Annotated in this window: 24 protein-coding genes and 4 pseudogenes; 5 read left to right on the top strand and 23 right to left on the bottom strand. The window is 43.6% G+C overall.

All coding sequences use genetic code 11. From position 1 onward, the window contains the following. Nucleotides 1-135: 135 nt before the first annotated feature. The 14 genes from BLT91_RS17065 to BLT91_RS16995 form a co-directional block, all read right to left on the bottom strand. On the bottom strand, nt 136-2319 hold the full coding sequence (locus tag BLT91_RS17065; protein WP_090823043.1) for a protein kinase family protein: 2184 nt from the start codon (nt 2317-2319) through the stop codon (nt 136-138). A 17-nt stretch (nt 2320-2336) separates the two neighbouring features. After that, complete coding sequence (locus BLT91_RS17060; RefSeq protein ID WP_090823041.1) at nt 2337-3095, bottom strand: hypothetical protein; 759 nt, start codon at nt 3093-3095, stop codon at nt 2337-2339. A gap of 13 nt (nt 3096-3108) precedes the next feature. After that, the gene (locus BLT91_RS17055) at nt 3109-3936 is read right to left on the bottom strand and encodes a vWA domain-containing protein (RefSeq protein ID WP_090823039.1); all 828 of its coding nucleotides are present in this window, start codon (nt 3934-3936) and stop codon (nt 3109-3111) included. 562 nt (nt 3937-4498) lie between these two features. Beyond that, nucleotides 4499-4885: a DUF6908 domain-containing protein gene (locus tag BLT91_RS17050; protein ID WP_090823037.1), complete on the bottom strand. Its 387-nt coding sequence runs from the start codon at nt 4883-4885 to the stop codon at nt 4499-4501. A gap of 106 nt (nt 4886-4991) precedes the next feature. Next, nucleotides 4992-5552, bottom strand: coding sequence for a hypothetical protein (locus BLT91_RS17045; RefSeq protein WP_090823035.1), 561 nt, complete (start codon nt 5550-5552; stop codon nt 4992-4994). 349 nt (nt 5553-5901) lie between these two features. After that, nucleotides 5902-6315, bottom strand: coding sequence for a hypothetical protein (locus tag BLT91_RS17035; RefSeq protein WP_090823031.1), 414 nt, complete (start codon nt 6313-6315; stop codon nt 5902-5904). 167 nt (nt 6316-6482) lie between these two features. Continuing rightward, complete coding sequence (locus tag BLT91_RS17030) at nt 6483-6785, bottom strand: hypothetical protein (RefSeq protein ID WP_090823029.1); 303 nt, start codon at nt 6783-6785, stop codon at nt 6483-6485. Nucleotides 6786-6802: 17 nt separating this feature from the next. Next, on the bottom strand, nt 6803-8200 hold the full coding sequence (locus tag BLT91_RS17025; protein ID WP_141225015.1) for a hypothetical protein: 1398 nt from the start codon (nt 8198-8200) through the stop codon (nt 6803-6805). A 597-nt stretch (nt 8201-8797) separates the two neighbouring features. Beyond that, complete coding sequence (locus BLT91_RS17020) at nt 8798-9766, bottom strand: ABC transporter ATP-binding protein (protein ID WP_090823024.1); 969 nt, start codon at nt 9764-9766, stop codon at nt 8798-8800. Further along, nucleotides 9763-10749 carry an ABC transporter ATP-binding protein gene (locus BLT91_RS17015; protein ID WP_090823022.1) on the bottom strand — a complete coding sequence of 329 codons (987 nt, stop codon included), beginning with the start codon at nt 10747-10749 and terminating at the stop codon, nt 9763-9765. The genes BLT91_RS17020 and BLT91_RS17015 overlap by 4 nt, the downstream gene beginning before the upstream one ends. Nucleotides 10750-10771: 22 nt before the next feature. Continuing rightward, nucleotides 10772-11671: an ABC transporter permease gene (locus tag BLT91_RS17010; RefSeq protein WP_090823020.1), complete on the bottom strand. Its 900-nt coding sequence runs from the start codon at nt 11669-11671 to the stop codon at nt 10772-10774. Then, nucleotides 11664-12611, bottom strand: a complete 948-nt coding sequence (locus BLT91_RS17005; protein WP_090823018.1) for an ABC transporter permease — start codon at nt 12609-12611, stop codon at nt 11664-11666. The genes BLT91_RS17010 and BLT91_RS17005 overlap by 8 nt, the downstream gene beginning before the upstream one ends. 81 nt (nt 12612-12692) lie before the next feature. After that, a complete protein-coding gene (locus BLT91_RS17000) occupies nt 12693-14339 on the bottom strand; it encodes an ABC transporter substrate-binding protein (protein WP_090823016.1) in 1647 nt (548 codons plus the stop codon). Nucleotides 14340-14381: 42 nt separating this feature from the next. Next, complete coding sequence (locus tag BLT91_RS16995) at nt 14382-15200, bottom strand: IclR family transcriptional regulator (RefSeq protein WP_217635234.1); 819 nt, start codon at nt 15198-15200, stop codon at nt 14382-14384. A 219-nt stretch (nt 15201-15419) separates the two neighbouring features. Between BLT91_RS16995 and BLT91_RS16990 the strand changes: the two genes are divergently transcribed. The 3 genes and pseudogenes from BLT91_RS16990 to BLT91_RS32925 form a co-directional block, all read left to right on the top strand. Then, the gene (locus tag BLT91_RS16990; RefSeq protein ID WP_090823011.1) at nt 15420-16265 is read left to right on the top strand and encodes an alpha/beta fold hydrolase; all 846 of its coding nucleotides are present in this window, start codon (nt 15420-15422) and stop codon (nt 16263-16265) included. Nucleotides 16266-16287: 22 nt separating this feature from the next. Beyond that, complete coding sequence (locus BLT91_RS16985; protein ID WP_090823009.1) at nt 16288-17523, top strand: dipeptidase; 1236 nt, start codon at nt 16288-16290, stop codon at nt 17521-17523. A 498-nt stretch (nt 17524-18021) separates the two neighbouring features. Then, nucleotides 18022-18174: pseudogene (locus tag BLT91_RS32925) on the top strand (transposase); the annotation flags it as partial. A gap of 701 nt (nt 18175-18875) precedes the next feature. Here BLT91_RS32925 and BLT91_RS31720 read toward each other — a convergent pair. From BLT91_RS31720 to dnaN, 8 genes and pseudogenes are all read right to left on the bottom strand, one after another. After that, a complete protein-coding gene (locus BLT91_RS31720) occupies nt 18876-19034 on the bottom strand; it encodes a hypothetical protein (protein WP_175532359.1) in 159 nt (52 codons plus the stop codon). Beyond that, nucleotides 19003-20145, bottom strand: a complete 1143-nt coding sequence (locus tag BLT91_RS16975; RefSeq protein WP_090823007.1) for a hypothetical protein — start codon at nt 20143-20145, stop codon at nt 19003-19005. Before BLT91_RS16975 ends, BLT91_RS31720 begins: the two co-directional genes overlap by 32 nt. 30 nt (nt 20146-20175) lie before the next feature. Next, nucleotides 20176-21465, bottom strand: a complete 1290-nt coding sequence (locus BLT91_RS16970) for a phosphoadenosine phosphosulfate reductase domain-containing protein (protein ID WP_090823004.1) — start codon at nt 21463-21465, stop codon at nt 20176-20178. Continuing rightward, entirely contained in the window at nt 21462-21677 is a 216-nt protein-coding gene (locus BLT91_RS16965) for a hypothetical protein (protein ID WP_090823002.1), read from the bottom strand. Before BLT91_RS16965 ends, BLT91_RS16970 begins: the two co-directional genes overlap by 4 nt. Before the next feature lie 253 nt (nt 21678-21930). Beyond that, on the bottom strand, nt 21931-23031 hold the full coding sequence (gene tnpB / locus BLT91_RS16960) for an IS200/IS605 family element RNA-guided endonuclease TnpB (protein WP_090823000.1): 1101 nt from the start codon (nt 23029-23031) through the stop codon (nt 21931-21933). Nucleotides 23032-23073: 42 nt separating this feature from the next. After that, nucleotides 23074-23429 (bottom strand): annotated as a pseudogene (tnpA, locus tag BLT91_RS16955) (IS200/IS605 family transposase). Nucleotides 23430-23862: 433 nt separating this feature from the next. Further along, nucleotides 23863-24063, bottom strand: a pseudogene (locus BLT91_RS16950) (helix-turn-helix domain-containing protein); the annotation flags it as partial. A 94-nt stretch (nt 24064-24157) separates the two neighbouring features. After that, the gene (dnaN, locus tag BLT91_RS16945) at nt 24158-25300 is read right to left on the bottom strand and encodes a DNA polymerase III subunit beta (protein WP_090822999.1); all 1143 of its coding nucleotides are present in this window, start codon (nt 25298-25300) and stop codon (nt 24158-24160) included. Between the two features lie 462 nt (nt 25301-25762). Between dnaN and BLT91_RS16940 the strand changes: the two genes are divergently transcribed. Both BLT91_RS16940 and BLT91_RS32920 read left to right on the top strand, forming a co-directional pair. After that, complete coding sequence (locus BLT91_RS16940) at nt 25763-26047, top strand: hypothetical protein (RefSeq protein WP_090822997.1); 285 nt, start codon at nt 25763-25765, stop codon at nt 26045-26047. A gap of 421 nt (nt 26048-26468) precedes the next feature. After that, a pseudogene (locus BLT91_RS32920) lies at nt 26469-26609 on the top strand (IS5/IS1182 family transposase); the annotation flags it as partial. Here BLT91_RS32920 and BLT91_RS32915 read toward each other — a convergent pair. Then, nucleotides 26577-26762, bottom strand: coding sequence for a hypothetical protein (locus tag BLT91_RS32915; RefSeq protein WP_368086813.1), 186 nt, complete (start codon nt 26760-26762; stop codon nt 26577-26579). The pseudogene BLT91_RS32920 and the gene BLT91_RS32915 sit on opposite strands and share 33 nt — an antisense overlap. Nucleotides 26763-26853 lie beyond the last annotated feature (91 nt).

Here is a 26853-nt window from a genome sequence, read left to right as displayed (position 1 = left end):
TTGATCGAAATGCACCTGAATCGGATCCCCTTTACTTAACATTCTTTCATTCATTGGTGGTCCCTCTATCTGCACAAAAAAAAGCACCTAAAGACAACGGCCTATGGAAACGTAACGCTCAGCCTTGCAGCGTTTTTATTTTTTAAAGAAAAAAAGTATTCGGATAAAATTAAGGTAATTTATTTGTTTATATGTGTTTAACTGCCTTTGGATCTGAGCATCTTCCCATTGCTTTGCCGATAGTTCTTTCGTCATATTACTAATTTCCATCTCTACTTTTTGTTGATTATTCTTTAAATCTAATCTAGTAGCATCAATTTCCTTTTGTAATATGGCATTCTCTTTAGCGAATTTTATCATGGCAGCGTTCTTCTTTTGTTGTGTAGAATTTTTTACCGTCTGTTCTTGACTATTTAAGCTATTTCTTTTTGTTTGATACTTAGATTTGATAATTTGTATTTCCGTTTGTGGTATAGTGGAAGGCAAAGTATTTACATATCGAAGTTCCGTTGATTTTTTCCATTCCAAAAGAGCTCTTGCTTTAGATGGACCGATTCCTTCCACATAAATATGTACGCTATTACTTAAAACAATGCTTGCCTTCTCACTCGCGTAACTACCATATGTCTGATAAATTTTGATATCCTTAATATCCGCTGCGGTGTAAATTGCATGAGATTTTAACCGTCTTTTCATTTCTGAGCCGATGCCGGGAATTTTAGCATCATCAATGGTATGATTCTTTAATCGCGACTGAAGCCAACTGGTTTGATATGTAGTTAATGAATTGGCGATTTCATTTTTCTCCTGTTGATCCAAACTCCTTTGTTGATTTTCCAAATCATTTAAATCTTTTTGAAGTTCTCGATTTATGCGATCCGTTTCATTCTTCTCTACTTGGGAAAGTTTTCGTTGTTTTTCAATTAATTTCGTTCTATTGTTTTCTTCACTCTTGATTAATTCATTTTTATGTTTATTCAGCTTCGTTAACTCATTCGTTATGCCTGATAATACCGTATCAAATTCCCTCTTATTCTTGAGAATGCGGTTCTTCGCTTTAATAATAGGATGCCTACGGTACTGCCAACCAGAAAATAAAAACGCACTTCCTAATCCTGAAAATGTACTTGCTGTGGCATATATGGATGGCAATTCAAAAACAAAAGGGGTTAGAAAAATCCCAGCCATCAACAAGGTGAAAGATACGGATCGATTAAGGACTACTCCAGAATTGAAATCCATATGTATTTCTTCATTATGGAGATGATCGAGTACCCATTCAGCTCCATTTGAATTTGAAATGGTATGGCTTTCTTGATCCTGATTCAAGCCTAACATTTCCGCGAGCCACTCTGGATGAGGGGAGTGCGTGTTTCTTGTATTTGTTTTAATTCCTGAAGCATTTTTACTTGTAGGTTCTATACGAAGAGAAATGGATGAAAGATCGGGAACGGTGATTGCTCCAAGTTCCAATTGCGTTGATTGTTTTAAATAGGTAACAAAAAAACGAAATGTTTCATCCGCTACAAGCTGTAAAATTCGAAAAGTATGAGATGTTTCGGGTGATGTAAAGTCTACCTGACTAAACAATAATCGTTCTTCGTCCTCACCCGCATCAAGCACATCCCATATTGTCGGGTCAATGGAAACGGCTAATAAGGAAACTAATATGACCCAAGCGGAAAAATTATCGATATTGGATCCAAAGTTATTATTATCTCTTTGAGGGTGTTGATAATTACGGTGTCCAAGTTCATTACTTTGTAGACCATGAAGTGCCGGAACATACATTCCATCGTAATCAATCAACATAAAATCATCATTATAAATCATTATATTGCCATGTTGTAAATCCCCATGAGCAATATTTGATTTTTGCATTGCGGTTATCATCCTGATCCATTTGTGCGTTAGATCCAATAAGGTTAGTGGTTTGCTTAGGTTCTGTTGGATGTAGCGAATTAATGGATCTCCCTTGATCCATTGCATTCTTACGATTGGATACCATTTGCCTTGTACTTTTATGCCTTGTGATATGTATTCAAAGGGGACAAAATAAGGAAGATTGACGGTCTTTAGATGATTACTTATAGCATCATATCTTTGCTTTTGGTCTTTGACGTTATTGGTGAAGCAGCGAATTGCCCATTCTTTTGTACCGCATTTGATCTTATATACGCTTGCAAATGCTCCAGAGATGGGTCGCGGTAAACCAAGGTTATCTAATTCAGGAACCCCTATTTGTAATTCAGGATCACTGAAACAAGATTTTGGATTTTGTATGGCTTCATTATAATCCTGTGGAGTCGGCCAAGACATGCCTGACATCCCCCTAATTAAAGATTCACGCGAATGAAGGTAACATCATCATTTCGAAGATAGAACCCGCCTTCTTCGTACTCTTTGTTTCTCTCTTGCTGAATCAAACTTAAGAATTCTTCTTGATCACGAATCTCACTCAAACTCTCCACGATTTTCATATCGTTTCTAAAGCATCTTAGCAACCAACAGGCAAGAGCGTCAGTCATGAGAAAAAAGGAATCCCCTTGAATAGCTGTTCCCGTCATCTTTTTGATATGCAATTCAATGTCATGATTACGCATGAAATTACTTGAAATCAAAACTGGACTATTGTTAAACTCCTCTTCTGACTTTAGAGGAAATGAAGTAAGGATCTCGCCATTCCTAATATGAAAAATGCAACTATCGCCGATTGCCGCTAACTCATATTGCACTTCATGTTCAGAGGTTTCAGTCAAAGTTATACCCGCCAAAGAGGAAAATGCCCCATTTTCTAATTTTTCTTGTGCATACCAGGGAAGGTCCTTAATATGCACTTTTTTATGCCAATATTGAGATAACCTCTTCACTGATTCTTGAAGAAAATCAAAATTGAACATTCCGTCACAGTATCCATTTACTAATAGGCCAGCCCAAATATCAGCAAATGATGATTCTGTTGCTCCATCTGCAATGGAAAATCGATAAAATGGGGGGGTTTCATTGACAAATTCTATATACGAGAAAGCATCTTCGTATTCTTCTTGGCTATTCCCAGCTTTAGGGGATGAAAAAATAATGTTTTCCAGTTGCATTGTAGCCCCCTAATTATCTTAGATTACTTGGACGTGTTCCAATATCTAATGCTTGGATAACAAGCGTAAGATCCGCATTCAAGACAAACCCCTTCGCTCCATCTGAAAGACTGAGTTCATGTTCTTGATTCGCTACTGATCTCATAAATGGAGTAAGGTAGCTTGCCCCTCCAAAGAGCATCTTTGAGTATTCATCAGGTAACTTATCCGAACTTTCAGGGAATATGATTTTGTCAGCACTATTTGAAATATGTAAATTAAACAAGAGTACATTTCCATCATTCGAGAACAATTCCCTAAGTTCCTGCATTGCAAGGCTCGGGTCACCGTCTGTTGATTCACCATCGGTAATATGGATAACGACAGGTGGAAAACAATTTGGATGCTCCGAAAGCCATTGAGTTAGAATGCTTTTTGCTTTAGCCATCGCATTACACATAGGAGTTCCACCGCTTGCAGTTGGATCGAACCATATTGGGAATTTTACCGTTTGATCTACAAGTCCACCCGCACCATCAGGAACCTTTTTAGTGCGTTCTTCAATCCTAAAAGGGTTATTCGCTATTTCGCTAATGGGGACTAATTCTTTTCCTGACAAAGAGCCGCTAAATGCTGCACCTACATGATTTCCATAACCGATTACCCCAACGTGGTAATAATCACGAATCCCTTCAGATTTAGCACATTTAATAATAAGGTTTTGTAATAATCGATTAATGGCATCCGCAACGCTTTGTGCTTTTGAATTAGCACCCCCGAAAGAATCCGCCATTGAGCCAGATTGGTCAATAACAAATAAGAAACAAGACTGATTTGAACGACTAATTTCCGCTGTGTACAAATGTTTGCCTCCTCTAACTAAATTTATTTTCTACAACTATCAACATATTCCTTAAATTTACTTGATCGAAATATTCCTTAAATTTACTTGATCGAAAAAACTTGTATCATATTATATTCATAAATGAACAGTTTAGGATTTATTCTTTGGGATGTAATGACTGAAACGTCGATAGCGCCCCCCCCCTAGCATTTATTGTTCGTCGTGGCGGTTGATGCATACGACAAGTACTGCGGAGTACAATTCCAATAGTGACATCATTTAAAATTCAGAATTTTCCGCCTTTATGTATTGATAATTTTACTATATATGGTTAAAGAGTTCTAGTTCTTTTTCCCAAAATGGATATCACGAAAAAACTCGTTTTCCTTATAAACCGGGATATCTGGCCAAATATTTGCCTTATATGCAATGCTCATCGTTTTTCATCCTCCGTAAGGTGTAATAGAAAAGGCCACGGATTTACCGTGACCCTACTTCAACATGGATAATGGGTGACTCTGCTTCGTCCAATTTCCGCTGTTTCATGCTGCAGCGAATGGCTTCACTTGAGATCTCAACATTACAAAACTCGGTTCTCATATGTAAAACCTTGCTCCTTCAAATTGTTTAGCCATACTCCAAGGAAATAGTTCAGCTCTCTCTTCGCCCTTTCATCCACTTTCCCGTCATCATCTACTCGCCGGTACACGTATGTGTCTTGATAGCTGAGGGCTTCGGCGGTTTCTTCCTCCAGATGGATGATGACCTCCATATCGGGATCAGGCACCAGGTCACCGTTAAGCTCATAATAATGAGTCAAGCTAATGACATTGGGACCAATCACTTCTATGGAAAGATCCATATAAGGCTTTGAAACGAGCTTTGTATGACCGCCTTCTACAAACATATTGCGGAGATTACCGCCGAGCAGCTCATTAATTCTGTCGTATCGAGTTTTACCGTCCATAAACCCATTCCTCCGATAGCCCCTCCCATATCACCGAGGGGACAAAAATTGTCATCGCCCGGTGTGGGGGCACTTACCTTATAAAATGGACTGGATGGATCTAACTTTAATTGTTATCTTCAAGTTCGGAAATAAAATCATCGAGCTTGAGATCGAAACGTTCATCCGCGTGTTCATAAAGAATAACGTGTGTCTCATAGCTGTTAAAGCCCTTCACCGCAGCCGGTCCCCAGCTCGTCAAAATTTGCTTGCCGAAGTATGAGCGGATTCTTTTTTTCTTTTTAGCAAGTTCGGAATCAGGTCCAAGCCGTTCGACCACTTTAACAAACATATCAAAAGGAAACTGATACACTTCATTAAAATCGGTCGCTAGGAACTTGTCCTTCTTCATTTTGACAAATACGTAAGTGCCATCGGTGCATTCAATGGTATCTCCATTTCTTAATGATTGGAGAGAACTACGAATGCCGGCGTAATATGGATCGGCATTCCTCTGGATTCGTTGTCGAAATTCGCCCTTTGTCACTGCAATGTTATTACCTTGCATAGTTTTACAAACGATGCGATCTCCTTTGGTCTGGACAAAATAGTACTCTTTATAGTTACTTAAAAGAATCAAATCGCCTGGTTCAAGCTCCTTAAGCATTTTCTTTTGATTTGCATCCATATGAACGTATCCTCCTTGACCCTCTCTTACACAGAGAGGGATTCATTATAAATTCCACCCTGTATCGGGTCTGTCAAGATATCCAGTTAACTGGCATGTCGGCTTTGCAATTGTCCATACTTCGTCCTCATTATAGATGACTCCGTCTCTTCCAATTTCCGCAGTCTAGGGTATCCTGTGCCGCTTGATGGTTCGAAAAGTATTCTAGGCTATCCCTGCTAGATGGAAAGCCCAGTTCATCTAGCCGCCCTATATAGTACCCTGCTGCAGATCGGCATACTTGAAGAGGTGTTACACCCTCATCCAAAATTTAAATTTCATTCGAATGACTCATCGACGATTTCCTCCTTTAGCTTTTTGGATGCTCGTACCGAATGACAGGTACACCATCACGCTTGCCGTTCCACATTGGACCATTGAACCCCACCAGCTTTGGTTTTCCATACAGTTCATTGCGGACACGGTCACTGAACTCATACCCCATAAGTGGGTATTCAGCTTTAAATTCATCTGCGGTCAGCACACGAATACCATCCGGCAAACAAACCTGAAAAATGTACTCGCCATTTGCTGTCCAGAGCTCATCTAAGAACTCGGTGATCGTCAACGCGATCGTCTCAGCAAGGTTAGGGCAGTTCACATAGACCCGATCCGAATTCGGAATGTACTTCATAAGAATCTCATCCACTTCGACTTCACCCAATGTTCTCGTTTTGAGGCCTTGGTTTAAAAATCGACTGATCGAAAATGTAAAGTGACTCACTGTGAATTCCTCCTAAAATGTAAAAATGAAAAAGCCACAGGTTATTTACCTGCAGCTAGCTACCTTCATATGGTCTTATGGTATTTGCCTATCCCTGTTCGGAAGTAAATATCTCGTAAATACCAAAGTGGAAAGATTGGCATTTGACCAACCCTTGTTCCAATCCTCTAGTACTCAAAGTACTTCCATCCGATGATCTCTGCATTCTCAGATTTCGCTGTGGCGCGACTCAACTTGTGGCCTGCGTCATCATCGGAGAATGTTTGGGTCCACTCAACACCATCGAATAAAGATTTAAAAGTAAGCTTCCATTGTCCTACGTTGTTCAATGTCGTTCTCTCCCTTTTGCGCTTCAGCGCCATAATAAACCACAGGTCTATTTGCCTGCAGCTAGCTACCTTCATATGGTCTTTGCCTATCCCTGTTCGGATGTTAATATCACGTAAATACCGAAGTGGAAAGATTGGCATTCATTCTTCGTCTCGCCCTATAGGACAAAGATCTGCCCTTTGTAGCCTTTAAGAAAGCAGTCGTCTAAACCTTTCCCAACCTCTTCCGGCCAGATCGAAATCGCGAGTTCGATACCGTGCTCATTTAGAATCGGCTTCGCCGCCTCTACACAACGCAGAACCGCTTTGCCAACACTATCGTCTTTCGTTTGAGCATCGGCATCAAAGCCCAAAACAACTCTCTTTGGCTTCAGCTCAATCGTTGGCTGTAGCAGCATTCGCCAAGAGGAAACGCCTGCTACCTGCAAATGTAGGTCTTCCGTGAAGTCTGCAGCCGTATCTCCTTTTATGGGACCTTCTCCCCACCAAATAGTGGATGTGTCCATAACATCCTTCACACTTTGCCCCGGCTTCCATCGTTCCAAGATCTGCGTAGGTACCGCACAATGATACGGAGCGGGATCGCCGCTGCTCGTACCCTTTAGGATGCCCTTCTCTGGCATTGGGCTTGAAGCAAACCAGCCGTACCAACGCCGTTTTGCATCGATCTCGATTCCGTCTGGTAAATGGACAGGCAGTTGTTCCTGCTTTCCTTCCCACAGGATCTCACTGGTCTCGTCGTCAATGACTCTAATCGTATCGTTTCCAGTAACCCTAACATTTTCACCTTTCGCAATAATCTCGACCTGGGGCTTATCGTAACGAATCTGAAAGCCGCAGATGTGATTATAAATATCGCGAAATGGAAGAAGGATTCCGGGCCGACCACCGATGGTCCAGTATTCAGCTTGGGTTCCCTTCATAAACGCGAATCCGGGTATTCCGTCTGGTTCACCAATCTCCCTGACAATTTTACTCGCTACCGTATACCTCAGCTGCTTATTCTCAGGCAATGAGCGATACTGTCTCGCCCGAATCTGCCGATCGTTCATTTTACGCTTGGACAGAAAATGGTTGGCATGTTCGTTGGTAAGTGGAAACTCACCCATCATGCGGCGAAAGTACCGATCAAGCACTGGATTATCCTTCTTTACATTCTCAGGTTTGATGGGAGGTGCGATCCTAACTCTCGGAGCCCCAGTATAACCAGTCGGTTGCTTCGTTTGACCGTCCTCGTACTCAATCATAATTCCAGCTAAGTGACAAACGGCCTCGACAGCCTCCACAAATTGCCTACCATCCGGTTTCGGATTATCCCACGTACGATAAGCATAGTAGCTAATCGCATTGCGCCCCGATTCCGTTGATCCAAAAGCAGTCCACAATCTCATTTCTGGTGTAATACAAAGACTTGGCGTCCTTTCGCCACCATTGCGGTAAGTAAAAAAGTGGCGCCCTTCCTTCTTCAGGGGATCTCCTAGCAATCTAGCAAAGTCGGCTAAATCTAGTTCATCAATACGGTCAATTGTGTTTCTACTAATCCTTGGCATACTCACATCTTCCTCTCCCGGATTTTTTCTGAAAAATGCAAAAAACACCCTGATTGCGGAAAATGTGAGCATAGCAAGACTATGCATACAAATCCACCAACTAGGGTGTTCTCTTCGAAGTCACGATCAACTCATGGTCGATCAAAATAGTAGGTACATTTGTATCGTAAATCAGAATGAAAGAAAAATCAACTTAGAATTGTAAGGAACCCTCCACTAATCATCTTTGCCTCCAATAAATTTGATAAAATCGACCAGCTGCTTCGGTGTACTTAGGGATAACTCAAATTTACGCATCATCTCTGCTTCAGACAGATCGACCTTCTGCCTAATGTCATTGGAGTAGTTCGTCGTAACTTCTTCCTAACCAACTTGACTCGTTTGTTCATATGAAACAGTTGCATACTCTCTCCTCACTTCCGGCTTGTTGTCGGAAATCCGGAAAACCTTCGTAAGCACTGGGACGATGATCTCTCGAAAAATCAGAGCCTGTAGTTCCCGGCAGGAGTGAGTGCGTGTTTTCACTAGAATTTTTGCGACATGGTTTTTCATCGTCTTCTCTGTTCTCAAAACCTCGAAAAAAATGACCTCTCCTGAAAGAAGTCATTCATATAAAAAACAAGCTACTTGATGATCGGGCAGAACTTCCTTCAAAATCGGCCGCTCCTTTGAGCAACGGTCAAAGGCTTTCGGACAGCGCGTATGAAACGGACAGCCATGAGGCGGATTGGCAGGGCTCGGAACGTCCCCCTGGAGAATAATTCTTTCTCGCGTTGAGTTTCGTTTCGGCTCCGGCGCTGCAGAGAGCAGTGCTTCGGTATAAGGATGAAGCGGTTTATGGAAGAGACTTTTCTTCAAGCCTATCTCTACCATGTGCCCCAAGTACATCACACCTACACGATCACTGATATGTTTGACAACGGCAAGGTTATGCGAGATGAAGATGTAGGATAAATGGTATTGACGCTTCAGGTCAACCATGAGATTCAGAATCTGCGACTGTATCGATACATCAAGCGCAGATACGGCTTCATCGGCCACGATAAGCTTGGGATTCAATGACAATGCACGCGCTATTGCGATGCGCTGACGCTGGCCGCCCGAGAATTCGTGAGGATGACGGAACAGATCCGTGGCTCTAAGTCCAACTGTCTCCAGAAGACGAATTACTTCTTTATCGATATCCGCTGAGGAGAGCTGTCCATGGATGCGAAACGGTTCAGCAATTAGGTCGCGGATGAGCATTCTTTGATTCAGCGATGAGTAGGGATCTTGGAAGATCATTTGAAAATCCTTGCGCAGCTTGCGTAGTCCTCCCGGACTCATCCGGGTGATATCCTGACCGTATAACAGAATCGTGCCTTCTGTCGGCTCCAACACCCGCATCACCATGCGTCCCATCGTTGACTTTCCGCAGCCGGATTCTCCGACAATACCGAGGGTTTCCCCTTCGTTTAAGGTGAATGACACCCCATCAACCGCTTTGACTTGGCCGACTGTACGACGAAGCAAGCCCGATTTGATCGGGAAATGCTTCTTAAGGCCTTTTACTTCCAGCAAAATTTCGCTCATACGGCAGCATCTCCATTCCCTGCAAGAATACAACGGCCCCAATGTCCCGGATCCATTTCCCGCAACTCCGGCATTTGTGCCACACAAGCAGGCTGCTTATAGACACATCGATCCGCGAACCTGCAGCCCGAAGGAAAGGCGCCCGCGCTCGGTACCGTTCCCGGAATCGAATACAGGGCTTCTTTTTCTTCATGCAGGGAGGGAATCGAAGCCAGCAAGGCTTGCGTATAGGGATGCATCGGCTTCTCGAAGATCGTATCAGCGTCGGCTCTTTCCACAATCTGACCGGCATACATGACCACCACGTGATCGGCCATCTCGGCGACGACTCCAAGATCATGCGTGATCAGAATGATCGATGTATTCAGTTCGTCGCGCATTTTTTTCATAAGCTCAAGCACCTGAATCTGAATAGTAACGTCTAGAGCTGTAGTCGGCTCATCCGCAATTAAGAGCTTTGGCTCACATACCATCGCCATAGCGATCATGACCCGTTGGCGCATGCCGCCGGATAATTGATGCGGGTATTCCTTGATGATGTTCTCAGCTCTCGGCACGCCGACGAACCTGAGAGCCTCTACCGCCTTCGCCTTCGCTTCAACCTTTGAGATCGACCGATGGCGCATCAGAACTTCTGTGATTTGTTCGCCTACGCGCATCACGGGATTCAGAGCAGTCATCGGCTCTTGAAAGATCATCGAGATGCGATCCCCGCGAATTGTGTCCATTTCTTTCTCGCTTAATTGCGCGAGGTCGGTCCCTTCAAAGCGGATGGTGCCTCCCACGATGCGGCCAGCCGGCTTCGGCAACAGCTGCATGATCGAAAGCGAGGTAATGCTTTTGCCACTGCCTGATTCTCCGACGATACAGACGATTTGTCCTTCCTCCACATCCAGATCGATACCATCCACTGCACGAACTACCGTATGTTTAAGGTGGAATTGCGTTTTTAAATTCCGTATTTCCATAAGTTTCTTCGCCATGGTCAGACCCCCTTTCCATCAATCATCGTTTCAGTTTGGGATCCAGGACGTCGCGTAATGATTCGCCAAGCAAGCTATAGCCAAGTACGGTTAGCAGGATAAGAACCCCGGGATAAATCGCAAGCACAGGTGAGGTCCAAATATAATTTTGTGAGTGCTGCAGCATGTTGCCCCATGAAGCAAGCGGCGGCTGTATGCCAAGCCCTAAGTAAGATAAACCGGATTCAGCCAATATGGCCCAGCCAATTCCGAGTGTTGCCAATACGATGATCGAAGAGAAGGTTTGCGGAATGACGTGACGGAACAAGATGCGCCATGGCCCTGCTCCAAGCGTAGTTTCTGCCTCGACCAGGCTGCTGTTGCGCCATTTCAATACCTCCGAATGCACAATACGCGCCATCTGCGGCCAATAGGTCAAACCGACAGCCATAATCACAACCGGTGGCTTGTTGCCGAATGAAGTAATTTCGATCAGGATGAGAAAAAAAGAAGGAATCGAGAGCATCATATCGACGATTCGCATGATCACATACTCCGTAGCTCCACCAAAAAATCCTGCTACAGAACCTAGCAACCCGCCCAGGAAAACAGCAAGCGCCATTGCCGCTAGTCCTACCAAAAGCGTAATTTGCCCTCCAGATACAATGCGAGCGAGCTCATCCCGACCGAGTTCATCCGTCCCCAATACATGCGCAGCGCTGGCTGGCTCCGTAACCGAGAGCGGGTCCACATCTGTAGGCGAGTGACTCAGCAGCATAGGAGCGAACACAATAAATAGATGAAGCAGCAGCAAATAAATTAACGCTATTTTACCCACTACAGATAAATTTTGAAGATTCTTCAGAAATACAGTCCCTCTTCTGGGAACAGCAGCAGCGGCATAGTTTCTTATACTTTCTTGAGTGATATCCATCTTATTCATAACGAATCCTCGGATCCAGGAAGGTATACATGATATCTGTCAACATATTGGTGATGATCACAATCGCACCGATCAGCATCGTAATACCCATAACTAAAGTATAATCTCGATTAGTAGCAGCTTGTACAGCCAACCGACCCATTCCGGGCCAGCCAAACACATTCTCTACCACTACAGTACCGCCCAGTAATATCGGAATAATCAGCCCGATAATGGCAGCGATTGGCACCAGCGCATTATGCAGCGCATGTTTAAAGAATACGCGAAAAACGCCAAGTCCCTTAGCCCTCGCGGTACGGATATAGTCGAGTTCAATCACATCAACCATGGCCGAGCGCGTGAAACGAATAATATTCGGTAATATCAGGATCGACAACGTCAGAACGGGTAAAATCATATGCTTCAACAAGTCCCCCCATGCAAAATCACTTCCTGACGTAATCATGCCAGAAGCTGGTAGCACTTGATAGATCACAGAGAAAATAATAATCAGCAAAATTCCAAGCCAAAACTCGGGAATCGCCATGCCGAATGTGGAAATAAAGGTAACTAATCGATCCATCCACCTGCCCCGTTTCATTGCCGCATAGACACCAACCGGGATGCCGATCAGTAAGGTAAATATCAAGGTCGATAAAGCCAAAATGACTGTATTGGGAAAACGTTCCTTAAGTAGGGCAGCTACAGGTTGCTGGGAATCAAGAGACTTGCCCAAATCTCCCTGAACGACATCGCCAAGCCAAACCAAATAACGCTGAATTACAGGTTTATCGAGGCCAAGTTGTTTGGTTAAGGCTTCCCGCTGTTCTGCGGACGATTCAAAGTTCATGACAGCCCTTGGGCCGCCAGGAGCAAGGTTAATCAGGAAGAAGGTAAGGACCGACACGAGGACCAATGTGAGTAATCCTTGGATGATGCGTAACATAATAAATCGGGACATCGAACGGCTCCTTCCCTTTCTCCCACGGCGCGGAGGCTGAAGCCCCCGCGCCATGACAAGAAAGTATGAATATCTTGAAGATTACTTATTAGAAACTTTCCATTCCAAAATGTGGTCTTCGGCTACGATAAACGATGTTTTGGGAACCGTAATATTCTTCTGCGTAGCAATAGCTATACTCGGATTCCATAAGTACAAGTAAGGCAGCTCTTCTGCGGTTAATAATTGTAAATCTTTGTAAATTTTAATGCGCTCATCCGTAGTTTTCGCTTTGCGTCCATCCTCCAGCAGTTTATCAAGCGCCGGATTTTTATAACCAGGGATGTTGTTACCTTTGCCTGCAGCGGAGCTGTGATTGTAAGCAAGAATATCAGGATCAACTGGTGCTCTCCACCAAGCCAAGCTGGCATCATAGGAGCGGTTAACGATAACTTTTTGAATAAAGGCATTCCAGTCAATCACCTGAAGATTTACCTTTACGCCAACCTTTTGCCAGTATTGCTGCACCAGTGTGGAAGCCTGTACGAGAACTCCGAATTGGCCAGCTGGCATGTTGATTTCAAACACTTTTCCATCTTTTTGCAGGAATCCGTCAGCGCCTGGCGTGTAGCCTGCTTCTTTTAGCAGCGCCTTTGCTTTTTCCGGATCGTAGTTGTATTTTTTCACGTCAGGGTTGTAATACTTCTCTTGAAGAGGAGCGATCGGGCCTGTCGCTGCTTTTCCATAGCCTTTCAAAACGCCCGTTATAATCGACTCGCGATCAATTGCATATAGCAGAGCTTGCCGTACCTTAACATCCTGGAATCGCGGTTGACTTTGATCCAACGCCACCCAGTAATAGTTGTTATCCAACACTTCGTTGACGTTCAAGTTCTTATTGGATTTCAGCTTCTCCATCAAATTCGGATCTTCGATAACCGTCATGGAGAGAGTGCCCGCCATCAATTGAGCGATCTGGGTGTTGACATCAGGGATGATGCTAAAGACAACTTTGGATACTTGACCGGAACCACCCCAATAATTGGGATTACGCTCTACTTCCACAGATTGTCCTGCAGAATATTTCGTCATGATGTACGGGCCTGTACCCACCGGTTTCTCTTTATTAAAAGAAGTCAGCTTCCATGGATCTTGGCCTTCAAATATATGCCTCGGTAAAATTTTTGCAAACCAGGCCATGTAGTTCGGAAGTGAAGACCATGGCTGCTTAAGCAAGATTTGCACTTGATTGGGATTGACAGCAACAACTTTATCTATCGAGACAAAGTTAGATGCATTGCTGGCACCCAGTTCTTTTTTCAAGACGATTTCGTTAAAGGTATAGACGACATCATCGGCTGTGAACGGTTGACCGTCCGACCATTTCACATCTTTGCGAAGATTAAATGTCCAAGTCATGCCATCCTCAGAAGGCTTCCAGTCTGTTGCCAGCGCCGGAATTGGCTGATAATCAGTCCCCCAAGCAGTTAAACCGTTGAACAACAGCTCGGTAACAGGCTCTGATTCGACGAAACCGGTTGGTGACCAAGGGTTAAAGTTCGGTTCAGCGTTGATGCTCAGATTTATAGTTGCGTCCTTGGCTGCTGGCGCAGGTGTGGCTGAAGCTGCCGCTGTCGGGCTTGTGGTGCTTGTTTGATCTGGCAGTTTGGCGGACGTACAACCTGAAATAATCAGAGTAGTTGCCATCACGATAGTAAATAATGCATTTACTATGAATTTGTTGTGCATTCAATGATCCCCCTAGATAATAGTAGGTGATGTAAGCATCTTCTATTGTTCACTGTCAGGAAAATATCCAAGGATTTTGGAAATCTTATTAGCGGCTTCCATCGCCAATTCACCGAATGGGGCCAAGCACTCCTTGTCCAACCTGGTTGTCGGTCCGCCTGCACTGATAGCAGCAATCACCTTGCCGTTGCGACCAAAGATCGGTGCGCCTACTCCAATCGCACCTGACTCAAAATCTTCATCGCTGATGCTGTACCCCCTCTTACGGATCTCATCCAGTTCGACTCGAAGCAGGTCTGGATCGGTAACGGTTTTCTCAGTCAGCTTCTGATAGTGAGGAAGCATGCTGAGTACCTTTTCTTGTTCCATCACAGACAAGAAAGCGAGCATTGCCTTTGGGGTCGCACCTGCATAAAGCGGCGTCCGCTGCCCTAAACGGGTCATCAATCGCACACCCTGCTTGCTATGACGTCTGGCGATGATAATGCATTGTCCCTCTGACAGGCAGCACAAGTTGACTGTTTCCCCGGTTTCTAGCTGCAATTGTTCCATGATGGGCAGTGCAACTTCTTCCAAAGGAGCTTCTGGTTCTGCTGCTAGGGATAAATTATACGCAAGAGCTGTGACCACATAATATCCACTGGAATCCACCCGCAGTAAACCGAATTCCTCCAATGATTTCAGGCTGCGAAACACCTGATTTTTAGACAACCCCGTTACTGTCTCCAAATCTCCAATACTAAAGCGATGTGGCTCCTCACAAAAAGAAAACAACACTTGAAGCGTTTTCATGACGGATTCTATGGCGTATCTGGATTCGCTGCTTTTTCGTTCCAAAACAGCATGATCATTTTCCGTCAATATGGGCAACCTCCTTTTAATTCTATTAAAAAGCATATATTGTAGTTATTTTAATTCAATGTGTTTGATTAAGTCAAACAATTTTTAACGATAAAACAATCAAATCTGATTTATATTGGAATTTTAATTTTGATTAAGGAATTTTAATTGCAAAATAATCAAACATGTTTTATTTTATTATATATAGACAGTACATGTTGGAGGAGAGGAAGTTGATAGATGCTCAGACATATCAAAATCAACGAAGTCAGACTATTTGTTGAGGATCAGGGACAAGGTCCGGCAATCATAACTCTGCATGGCGGTCCCGGTTTAGGCTCCAGACATGATGACGCCCGAAGCTTTGGCACTTTCGCCTCCGAAGGTTACCGCGTCGTTTCCTATGATCAAAGAGGCAATGGCGAATCTGAAGGTGCCGAGTCTTACAGCCATGAACAGTTCATTGCTGATACCGAAGCGCTTCGCCAAGAGCTCGGTTTGGGCAAAATCGTCATTGCCGGCGGGTCCTATGGCGGGTTCTTGGCCTTAGAATACGCGCTTCGATATCCTGAGAACGTAGCTGGCGTTGTCCTTCGTGACACGGCAGCATCCAATGCCTTTCAATACATAGCACACGAGCGCGCGATGAAGAGCGGTCTGCCTGGCATCAATCAGGAAATGTTGGATGATTTGTTTGGGGGAAGAGCGAAGGATAATGAAGATTTCAAAGCGATGTATACAGCTATTTTACCTTTATATTGGGTCAGCTTTACGCAGGAAGATCTCGACAAGCATATGAATTCGATCATTTTCCGTTATGAAACCCATAACTGGGCATTCTCCAAGAATCAAGCCAACTATAATCTGGTTGACCGGCTTAAAACCATACAGGCACCTACACTGGTGCTTTGCGGACGTCATGATTGGATTACGCCCCTTGAGGCGTCGGAAGAAATCGCCCGCGAAATTCCGAACAGCCGCCTGGTTATCTTTGAGCATAGCGGTCACTCACCTCAAAATGAAGAGCGCGAGAAGTTTTTGGGGGAAGTCCGTCAATTCTTAAAGCAAGTACTACCTACAAATTAATTTCAGAGAGGCGCGAATCCGGATGATCAATGAGAAAAAATACCGTGGATATGAGTCCTATCAATATCTCGAAGCAGGTGTAGATTTCAAGAAGTTTGAGCTTGTCAAAGAAACGACCTTATTCCCCGATTATATCGTTCCGGTAAGCCAGGAAGAAGAGGCGCGCGTGCAGCGTCTCATGGCAGAAAACATCGTCATCTCCCTGCATGAGCATTTGTTCAAAGCGCCAGTCAACCTGAATGAATTTCTCGAATTCCGTCGATGGGGACGCGATTTTACCGGATACGAAGGAATGGCCCGTTCTCGTCTGGACTGCGTTTTCGATAACCTGATGAACGGAACTGCCATGATCACCTCACGAGGAGGCTGGAAATGGGACGATATTCTTTATGATCTGGGCATGCGTCTTAGCGATTTGGCGCATCAGGATATGATGATACTGGGCCTGACCACGGACGACATTCGTCGTGCCAAAGCCAACGGCCAGATTGCCTTCGTTGCTTCTATTGAGGGAGCCGGGATGATCGAGAATGAGCTCGACCGCCTTGATATCCTTTACGGATTCGGCGTGCGCTGCATGGGAATTGCCTACAGCGAAGGCAACGGCCTTGGCATGGGACTGAAGGAGCCTAGCGGTGGCCTAACCGCTTTTGGCAAACAAGCTGTGCGACGCATGAATAAGCTCGGTATGGCGATCGACGTGTCCCACTCCAACGACCAGACTTCCCTGGATACGATTGAAGTGAGCGATAAGCCGATCTTCATTACACACGCTGGAGCCCGCGCATTATGGGATACGAACCGCCTCAAACCGGATGATGTTATTAAAGCGTGCGCAGCAAAGGGCGGCGTAATAGCCATTGAAGCTGCACCGCACACTACGCTTACCGTTAAGAATCCGCTTCACAACATTGAATCGTTTATGGAGCACTTTGAATATTGTGCGAACCTGGTCGGCATCGACCATGTGTCATTCGGACCGGATACCTTGTTTGGCGACCACGTCGGCATTCATACTGCTCTTTCCGAAGCTTTATCGCTCTCCGCTTCCAAAGGCACAAATGCCTTTGAGCATGTTAAATTTGTTGAAGGCCTGGAAAATCCGGCCGACTGCTTCCCGAACATAGTTCGCTGGCTGGTCAAACACGGCTATTCCGACCAGGACATCGCCAAAGTCATCGGCGGCAATACTATGAGGGTACTGGAGCAAGTGTGGTGGGATCCAAAAAAACAAGGACATGGGCCGAATCACCAATAATCTGTAGGCGTCCATTTGCACGCATTCATACAACTTAATAAAGGAGCTGTCCCAAACTAACATGGCCTGACGGCCACCACCATGAATGAAAATGTACTCGGCCTTTGAATCTGCGTGTTCCTACTGGAACTGCAGGTCAAAGGCCGAACTTTTTTGGCTATACTGAAACTGTAGGTCACAGGCCGATACTATTTTGGTAGGACACACTCTGAGTCCCAAACCGGCCGACTGTATCCCGCGAGCACCGCCAATTGTACTACACAGCACGTGTATAAAAATTCTTTTTCTCCGAGGATACATGACCTGCACCAAATTTGTTTCAGGAGTGGTGTGGAATGGAAGCGATTTTAGAAAGGTGTGCTGGGCTTGATGTTCATCAAGAGACAGTGGTTGCCTGTGTACCCTATGGAATTGGAACGTAAGCCAAAGCAAGAAATACGTACGTTCTCTACGACCACGAAAGGATTGCTCGCGCTTTATGATTGGTTAAGCGATTGGGAATGCACTCACGTCGCCATGGAAAGTACAGGCGTGTATTGGAAACCGGTTTGGAACATTTTAGAGGAGCACTTTATGGCGAATGCGAGACGGATCAAAAACGTACCCGGCCGTAAAACAGATGTGGCTGATGCGGCATGGATTGCACAGTTACTTCGCTCGGGGTTCATTACTCCTAGCTTCGTGTCACCAGCGCCATTCGGAATATGAGAGATTTGACGCGCTACCGACGAAAGTTGATTCGAGATGCTACAGCTGAAAAGAATCGGATTCACAAGATTTTGCAAGACGCAAATTTGAAGCTAATAACTTATAGGGGTAATACCAGCGAAGCTGTCATCAGGGGCAAAATGAAACCATTTCTTCAGAAAAACCCAATAACGGCAATGGTTCTTGGGTTTTTCTGAATCAAACTTAATACCATTGTGTGTGATTGAAACTATCATTATTTTAAGCGAATATACTTAATGGTAAATATATGGGATCCTGTGAGTGATAATTACACGTATGTTGGCTGTACCCGTGAAGCAGCCATAACTGCGAACTGCTCTCATATTTCATCTTGCCGACTTAAAAGTAAATAGAGGAGAAAAGAGACCAAAGTACCGTCATGTTACTTATTCTCCCTATTGGATCTTATTTTGTCCTTCGCTTCCTGTATTCTTTTTTTCATCTGTCTCGTTATTTCCTCTTGGGTTCGTTGTTTGATTTTTCTTGGCTTGCTGAACAAAGGGATTATTTTATTATTTTTCATTTCTACTACTCCTTAAACCGGATAGTAGAAGTATGGACAATATAGCCATTTGATAAACACTTAAAAAGGCCCTGGAACCCATGTCCAAGGCCTCTCAACTTTATGAACTTTTCTTTTCCAATTCTACAAGAGCCTTCTTAAGGGCAGATAGATTTTGATCCATTTCACGAAGCATATTCTTTTGATGTTTCTTGCGATTTGCATTAATCTCATCCTGAGTTAATAATTTAACTTTCATTGGAAAGCTTGCTACTGGCATCCAAAACCCCTCCCTTCTCGTCTACCATTTGCCTCTGTACAAATAGACAGAAAACATGAATGAGCCGATAGATTTCCATTGATTCAATTATATCATTCTCTAGAATTAGGGACAAGCTTCGTTTATCGCGTTCATCAAAATGAAAATTCCAGATCCATTCAACCTGATTGGACATTTTCATTCGAAACGAAACGATGATGCGGCCCGGATAAGGTGAATTAAAACATGGCTCCATAAAGTCACTTTTAGCTGCGTGGACTGCGGCATACCGCTGAGCATGTTCGCTTAAAATCATTATTTCATCCGGGCTACCACCGGATGTTCCTTTGTCAGCAATCTTCCTAAGTTTGTCCCCATCTTTCTCATATAAAGTAAAGCCGTCAATAAAATCCAGATCGTGAATGGTAAAACACTGATTAGCCATACGATATAAGCACAAATTTACTGATTTTATGACAGACACCAGATAACTAATGGCATCCGTAGAACGATCCAGATCCTCAATGATATCTTCTGAGGTCTCTTCAAGACCTTGAATCATACCTTTGAGTTCTTCAATTTCTTTTTCCATTCTCCCTTCCCTACCCTGGGAGTAAGCAATAAGTGATGTTACAGCATGATCATCCTTGGTTTGATGCAGCATTTCAGTAAATATATCGTACAGTCCAGAAAAATTGCAGTTGGAATGCTTAAACAAATGTTGCCACAATTCATACTCCTTGGCTCGTTTTGCTTTAAATGCTCCGGCATGGAATTGAGGACTCCCCATCGTAACCATTTTTGCTTCGTACCGTTTCACATAGATAAAATAAACGAGTAGCATAAGAAGCGGAGCAGCGATGCCTATGCACCATTTTGGCCACTGAGTATAAAAAATGACGAGTGAAGGAACAAATGACCCCAAGACAGGAATGCTCGCCCATTTAATCGCCGACAAAAACTTTAAGCTTTTGAGATGACCTATAAATTCCTTTAAGGGCCCACTCCAAGCTAGTTTCCTCCAACCATTAGTATCTTGTTGGCGTAGGTGACGCAATATAGGGTCTATAGCTGGTTTTATATCTCCAAGCCAACTATGATAGTTGCTATGTATCTCTGATTCCAGTGACATTGAAAAACACTCCTCCATTGACACGTCATTTTAGCAAGGCCCGCCTTCTGAACCACGAAATGCACCGGAAGGGAATTGCCAGGTTTGTCCCTCTGGAACGAAAACTTCATCCGGTCTGAACTCACCATTCATTACCTGCTCTAGCGCCCTCTGATTCGATCGATCGACAAAACTTGTTGCATCGCGAACATAGGTGGGCAGATCCACATGATGATCGAGTGTAAATTCAAGCTCCTTCTCCGCATCCACAAACTGCTGGAAAATATCATCTTTCCCGCTCCCATACAACTCTTTAACAGCGAGCCAGTGAGAAGGCTGGTTGAACAAACACCCAGCACATGAGCAGCGGTTGAATCCAACAGCATACACCGGGTTCGGATTGATACGAAACCTTCGAATTTTCTCCCAAACATCGCGAAGTGACCAATCGATAACCGAGCGCCATACGTGGACCGTCCGATTATTTTTAATTTCAGCATTCATCCCGTGCTTCTCAATTTCGTTATAGCGGGAGCGATTGTTCGATTCTCCCCGCCTCTCGCCACTGATAATCAGAAGCTTGCAATTTCGCTTGGTACTTGCAGAATGAGCGATTACTGTGCTGCCGACCATGATTTTTAAATAAGCACTGCAATAGCGCGTGCTGAGATCGGCTCCTTTCGCAGGAAACTTCATCCGGTATCCGATAGCATCCAGTTCTTTTCTACACTTCTCCAGAAGGTCCAGATTATCCTCTAATTCTGCTTGCTGCATCATTTCCTTGAGCTCTTCGCTGCGGTGCCATGCTTTAGGCTCGACAGTTTGAATGCCCTCTTCATCTTCAAAACGAACGGGGGCAGTAGATCCGCGCCGGTAAACCTCCGACCAAAAGCCGCCTTCTCTCCAGCTGTACTTCAGCGGAATGCCAAATGCTTTGGAGACCGCTTCTGTATAAGGAATCGTCACCTTATGATCCATCTTCTTATCGGAACCTCTATCGATGATGTGATGCCAGAGTTCAATTTTCTCCTTCGGTACTCCCAGCTCCAGCAGATGTAATAAACTAGCGAGGCTGTCTTTTCCAGATGAAAAGAGTACTATAATTTTCGTATAAGTCTCCAGCGGTAACAGCTTCTCCATGTAGTGTGCCCGGTCATGCTCCGTCACGGTTCGCCCTTTGATCTTGGGCATGATTTCCACATTCTGACCATAAATAGATTCAACCGGTCCGCCGTACTTTACGGGTGTATCGATCGTGCAGTCCCGGTCTCGAATGACATCCGGCGTTTCTACTAAGCCGCCTGTATCGAAGTCAAATTGCATGCGTATCTCCGTCGTCATAGAACGTTACCTCCTAGATGAATCTCGTTGGGATTCATTCTCGAAGGAAAGCATCCGTGGAACCTGCCATAATGATTCTGCGATAGCTGCAAGGACACCTGTTTGGCATACGCGAAAGGAAAGCTTCGGTACAAGACCCAAGATCCGTTTTCCATTAGAGCCCAAACGGTTAGATAGCCACTAGCTTGAATGGGATTGCTGATAGTATTCATTCGTTTACATTCCTCCTGAAGGTCATATTGGCAAAAGAAAAAGGGCCGCATCGCGCAGCCCTTAGCTTTAATAGATAATGGTCAATAGATCGTCGAATGCCATCGTCTCCGGTATCTCCTGATGGTTATTTAACCGCCAGAGAATCTCCTCTTGAACCTCTCATGACTAAAGTCACGAGATTCTTGGGTAGTCTCTTCTAACGAAGAGAAGTTTACCAAGCTACCCCTGTCGTTCCGACAGTTCGTGTAGTTACTACACGCTAAGCAGTCTTTTGCCTTCGGCAAGAATGTTTAAGCTTGCATTGAAATCTCTGTCGTGATACGTTCCACAATCTGGGCATTTCCATTCACGCAAGTTCAAGTCTTTTACATCTTTATTTTGGTATCCACAACACGAACACAACTGCGAAGATGCGAATGTTTTGCCCACCCTCACGACAATACGACTATACCATTTCGCTTTGTACTCTAGCATGTAGCGAAACATCGACCAAGATACTTCGCTAATCGCTTTAGATAATTTACTGTTCCCCAGCATGTTTATTACTTGCAAGTCTTCAACCGCAATGATGTCGTGGTTTTTGACAATGTGCGTTGAGATCTTATCTAAGTAATCTTTTCTTGTATTTGCAATATGTTCATGTATTTGAGCAACTTTGATGCGTTGCTTGTTCCAATTGCAGCTACCTTTAATCATACGTGAGAGTTTGCGCTGTGCCCTTGCCAGTTTCTCTTCCAGGGTGCGAAAGAATTTAGGGTTGACAAACACTTCGCCACTAGAAAGAGTCGCAAAATCTTTCAAGCCAACATCTATCCCTACTTCATTGCCTGTTTTGGGCAACTCATGGATTTCAACTTCCGCAAGTACAGATACAAAATATTTACCTGATGGATTGCGTCTAACAGTAGCGTTCAATATACGACCTTCGATTTCACGGCTTTTGGCAAATTTCACAAGTCCGAGCTTAGGTAACTTGATTTGATTATCTACAATTTCAATATTTCCATTCGTGTAGTTTGTTTGGTAAGACTGTACAGGATTCTTCTTGCTCTTAAATTTAGGCGCATCGTTTTGTTTTTTGAAAAAGCGATTGTAAGCATCACTCAAATTCCTTAGTGCATTTTGTAAAGAAAATTTGTCTGGTTCTTTCAACCAGTCTATTTCTTGTTTTAGTTTTGTGAGTTCAGCAGAACATGCGCCATAGGTTAAGCCTTTGCCTGTCTCTTTGAAGGCATCGTTCCATTGGGCAAGAAAACGATTAAAAACAAAGCGACTGCATCCAATCGTTTTGTTAATGAGTGTTGCTTGCTCTAGCGTGGGGTAAATGCGGAATTTGTAAGCTTTATTCAACATTGCTTTTCACTTCACTTTCTGATTCTGAATGTGCGTTCTTATCTATGCTTCAGTATGTTCACTTACTGTTGCAACAAAATAAGAGGGTTCCAAAGATTACCTCCCCACAATTTCTTTTTAATCTTAGGAAACTCTTTAAACAAAAGTCTCGCGGAAACACCTTTTAACGCTTTAATCATACTAGGTATTCTGTGGTGTACAATCCACTAAGAGATGAATGTGATCGGAGTCACTTTCAATTTCAGATATAGTGAAGTTATTATCGGTTGCAATCTGAATAAGAATTTCTTTTAGTCTTACGTTTCTTCAACAAGAATCTTGTGTCGGTACTTTACGCACCACACGATGTGGTACTGAATGGCATAGACGTAACCACGACCATGCTTAATTTCTGACATACAATCACCTCTGACTACAAAATAACATATGTCGGATAGTTGACGTGGCATTAGCCACGCCCTATCCGAGGTTTTCTAACTCACGACTAAAGTCACGAGTTTGCAAAAACTTTCCATCAAGAAAACTTTTAATTTGTGCCGATAACCGAAGATCACCCAGCACTTTTCCGCATTCAACGGTTAATCGTACAACCCGCTCCCCTTCACCGAGATTGATCATTCGCTCCTCATCGGTATGCGTGATATGTAGAGAGTGACTCCCGCAGCTGCAGGTGGCCATCGGTTTAGGTTCTCGGTTATCGTTTAAGATCAGTTCACGAATATAGGCGGAAACATTACCGCCATTGTGAAGACTAGCCTTCAGTAAGGTCGCTCTTTTTTCATCCCTGGTAAGTCTAATATTCGGTAAATTAACCTTGCTTACCTTCTTTTGAAGCCATTCTTTTTCGCGTTTAAGTACGGTTAATTCAGCGGAACAGGCGTTGTAACCTAAGGAACGTTTTTCTTGCTCATAGGCGTCTTGTCGCCGAGCCAGGAAGTGGTTAAACACAAATCTTACACATCCAATCGTCTTGTTTATCAGAGTCTGCTGCTCCTTCGTAGGGTACAACCTGAATTTAAATGCTTTGTGCATGTATTCACCAGCCTTTATATCGAAAATGTAAGCTTCCTCTCTTAGGATAGTAAGGAGGGCTTACAATTTAAGCCCCCCTGTACTTTCACTTGTTTTATGCTGACGGACGAATTGGAATCAACAGACCAATACTCTTAATGGTCTCGTCTTCCGGCCGTATGACAAGCGGGGTCACCGGGCTTGTGAAACCAATCCGAACATTTTTTTGATCTATCGCTTTCAAAGCTTCGATCAAGAAAAATACGTCGAGACCCAATCTCATTTCTTTACCGTTCGTCTGACAGGAGAGTGAATCCATGACCTGCCCAACTTCCGCTTTACTCTCAATGGACACTTCGTCATTTTTTAAGGTAAAGACCGCCATTTTCTTGTTTTTTGCAAATACACTGGCACGTGTTAAGGCTCCGAGGAGTTTTTCCCGCTCCATCGAAATTTCCATCTCGAAAGCCTGTGGAAATAACTTATCCGTATTCGGATAGTCACCCTCCAAGATTCTCGACATAAACATCGTACCAGGACCCATTACCGATACGATCGAAGCCGTAGCGGTAACCTTTAATTCGGTTTCTTCTCCCTCGAAGATTCGCTTAATTTCCATGCAAGATTGCAGGGAAATCGGTATTCGGAAAGGATCTGCGGCGATGTCAGAGACCACATACCGCGCTAACCTATTCCTATCCGTAGCCGTGAAGATCAAATCGCTAGCACCTTCCCTGGACTCCATACAAACACCAGTGATTATTGGCATCGCTTGATTGACTGCACAGGCGTACATAGTGCTTTTTAATGCAGCAATCAAAGCTGAGGCTGGAATCATAAACGTACTCACGTCATTTTTATCCACTACGAAAGCGGGATACTCCTTGACGTCGAGAAGGGAGATATCGAATTTAACATTCCCTGCACGAATGAGCAGCATGTTCTCGGTTATGGTTAAACGCACTTCTCCAGCAGGCAGCTTATTGATAATCTCTTTAAACAGCTTTGCCGGCACCGCAAACGACGTGTCGACTTCGGCGTGAACAACGTCACGTTCCCCCATGCAGATCATCTTGACTCCATCTCCGCCGGTGAATAGAACATTTCCCGCCTTCATTTCGATTTTCATGCAAGTGAGAATCGGGATCGTATTCGAAGAAGCACAAGCGTCGGCGACAAGAGACACCTTTGATCCAAACCTCCCCGTATCTTTCACCGCAATCGTAACACCTGTTTTTTCCTTAGTTGCTGTTGTCATACGTTCATCTCCTTTTATGTGTTCGTATAACCTTCCCAGAGCACGCAAAAAAGCCCTAGCAGCGGTTTCCTTCTCTCAGGCACATAGACATAGCTACGCCGAGACAATTCATACCGCCACTAGGGCTTATATCTTCGAAGTCACGATTAACATAGTGTTAATCAAGGGAAAGTTTACTCCTCCATGTTACCATGAGATAATTTTATTTGGCAATGATTGTTTTATACGATGATGAATGATATTTATTACTTGTTCATCAACCCCTTGATTTACTGTATCCCCTCCTCCATTTAATTTATAAGTAAAATAACTTCCATGTCTTCTTTTCGGTTGACTCTTTAGCCTAGCTGGGAACGGATTTACGACGACTCTATTCAATCATTTTCTTATATCATTTCATTATTACTTGATGCTATAATTAATTAGTATGTTACATACAACATAAAGGGGAAATATATAAAAATGGCAAATGTACATTTGAAAAACAATGTGGGTGTTCCAAAAACCTTGAAGGTAGGCTTCTCTTGGACAACATTCTTCTTTGGTGGTTGGGTTGCAATGTTTCGTGGTCAGTGGGGTGAAGTTGCAAAGTGGTTCTTCCTCAACCCAATAACCCTTGGAATATGGGGCATTGTCCAGTGTTGGACTGCTAATAAGAAAACGGTCATATACCATTTGGAAAAAGGTTATGAACCTGCGACTGAAACAGATCGTACCTTACTGAAACAGAAAAGTATTATTGCATGAATCTCATAACTACCCCCTAAAAGAGTCCCACAGCAGCGGGGCCTGTTGACAATTACCTTTTTGACGAAATTGACGTTTGAAAACCCGCATAAACAATGGGTTTCTAAAAGTCATTTTTCGCAAAATTGGCTTTTGTGTCAACAAGCCCAGCGGCTGTGGGTCTTAATTTTATATAATAAAAGGGGGGTTGAATTTATTATAAGGCTGCATTTATTAATACAGCTCCAGCTTCTTCTTTCTCTCTCTTCTATTGGCATTCACTTTGTGTTCGATGAAAATAAAGTCATAGACTGGAGTTATTGATCCGAGGCCACTGAAAAAGTCCTCTTGATGCTAAAAAGGTACAGATCCTCAAGAAAAGTTGAGGATCTGTACCTTTTTTTCTGTATAATTAAGACATCATAGGGAATGGGTGAGTCAAATGATTCGACAACAACAAACGCTAATCTTAAGTCCAAATATAGAACTGTACAATTTAATTATTCCTAAGGACAATATGTTACGGCAAATCAATGAGTTGGTTGATTTCTCATTTGTGTATGAAGAATTGAAAGAGCGCTACTGAAATGAACATGGTCAATAACTGCATAACTAAAATTAGCATTTTTGATTCAGCACCTGAGAGATTAGCATCCGAAATTCTAACTTCGGACATATTCACATCGTTTAACGCCATCCCTCTTATATTTGCATTATTAATTTGCGTTTTTGCCAAATTGACATTGTCAAAATTTAATTCTTCAGCTTTAATCTTCTGAATCTTGACTCAGAAATGTCAGCCATTACAAAATCTAAACGTTCAACAT

This window comes from Paenibacillus sp. yr247 (assembly GCF_900103825.1).
In the GTDB taxonomy this organism is placed as follows: Bacteria; Bacillota; Bacilli; order Paenibacillales; family NBRC-103111; genus Paenibacillus_E.
This window is presented reverse-complemented; position numbering and strand designations above follow the sequence as displayed.

What these genes read in the sequence shown, in the direction of transcription:
- BLT91_RS17065 (WP_090823043.1), bottom strand. Translation starts at nt 2,319, where the DNA reads ATGTCTTGGCCGACTCCACAGGATTATAATGAAGCCATACAAAATCCA.
- BLT91_RS17060 (WP_090823041.1), bottom strand. Translation starts at nt 3,095, where the DNA reads ATGCAACTGGAAAACATTATTTTTTCATCCCCTAAAGCTGGGAATAGC.
- BLT91_RS17050 (WP_090823037.1), bottom strand. Translation starts at nt 4,885, where the DNA reads ATGGACGGTAAAACTCGATACGACAGAATTAATGAGCTGCTCGGCGGT.
- BLT91_RS17045 (WP_090823035.1), bottom strand. Translation starts at nt 5,552, where the DNA reads ATGGATGCAAATCAAAAGAAAATGCTTAAGGAGCTTGAACCAGGCGAT.
- BLT91_RS17030 (WP_090823029.1), bottom strand. Translation starts at nt 6,785, where the DNA reads ATGCCAATCTTTCCACTTCGGTATTTACGTGATATTAACATCCGAACA.
- BLT91_RS17020 (WP_090823024.1), bottom strand. Translation starts at nt 9,766, where the DNA reads ATGAGCGAAATTTTGCTGGAAGTAAAAGGCCTTAAGAAGCATTTCCCG.
- BLT91_RS17015 (WP_090823022.1), bottom strand. Translation starts at nt 10,749, where the DNA reads ATGGCGAAGAAACTTATGGAAATACGGAATTTAAAAACGCAATTCCAC.
- BLT91_RS17010 (WP_090823020.1), bottom strand. Translation starts at nt 11,671, where the DNA reads ATGAATAAGATGGATATCACTCAAGAAAGTATAAGAAACTATGCCGCT.
- BLT91_RS17005 (WP_090823018.1), bottom strand. Translation starts at nt 12,611, where the DNA reads ATGTCCCGATTTATTATGTTACGCATCATCCAAGGATTACTCACATTG.
- BLT91_RS17000 (WP_090823016.1), bottom strand. Translation starts at nt 14,339, where the DNA reads ATGCACAACAAATTCATAGTAAATGCATTATTTACTATCGTGATGGCA.
- BLT91_RS16990 (WP_090823011.1), top strand. Translation starts at nt 15,420, where the DNA reads ATGCTCAGACATATCAAAATCAACGAAGTCAGACTATTTGTTGAGGAT.
- BLT91_RS16985 (WP_090823009.1), top strand. Translation starts at nt 16,288, where the DNA reads ATGATCAATGAGAAAAAATACCGTGGATATGAGTCCTATCAATATCTC.
- BLT91_RS31720 (WP_175532359.1), bottom strand. Translation starts at nt 19,034, where the DNA reads ATGCCAGTAGCAAGCTTTCCAATGAAAGTTAAATTATTAACTCAGGAT.
- BLT91_RS16975 (WP_090823007.1), bottom strand. Translation starts at nt 20,145, where the DNA reads ATGTCACTGGAATCAGAGATACATAGCAACTATCATAGTTGGCTTGGA.
- BLT91_RS16970 (WP_090823004.1), bottom strand. Translation starts at nt 21,465, where the DNA reads ATGACGACGGAGATACGCATGCAATTTGACTTCGATACAGGCGGCTTA.
- BLT91_RS16965 (WP_090823002.1), bottom strand. Translation starts at nt 21,677, where the DNA reads ATGAATACTATCAGCAATCCCATTCAAGCTAGTGGCTATCTAACCGTT.
- tnpB (WP_090823000.1), bottom strand. Translation starts at nt 23,031, where the DNA reads ATGTTGAATAAAGCTTACAAATTCCGCATTTACCCCACGCTAGAGCAA.
- dnaN (WP_090822999.1), bottom strand. Translation starts at nt 25,300, where the DNA reads ATGACAACAGCAACTAAGGAAAAAACAGGTGTTACGATTGCGGTGAAA.
- BLT91_RS16940 (WP_090822997.1), top strand. Translation starts at nt 25,763, where the DNA reads ATGGCAAATGTACATTTGAAAAACAATGTGGGTGTTCCAAAAACCTTG.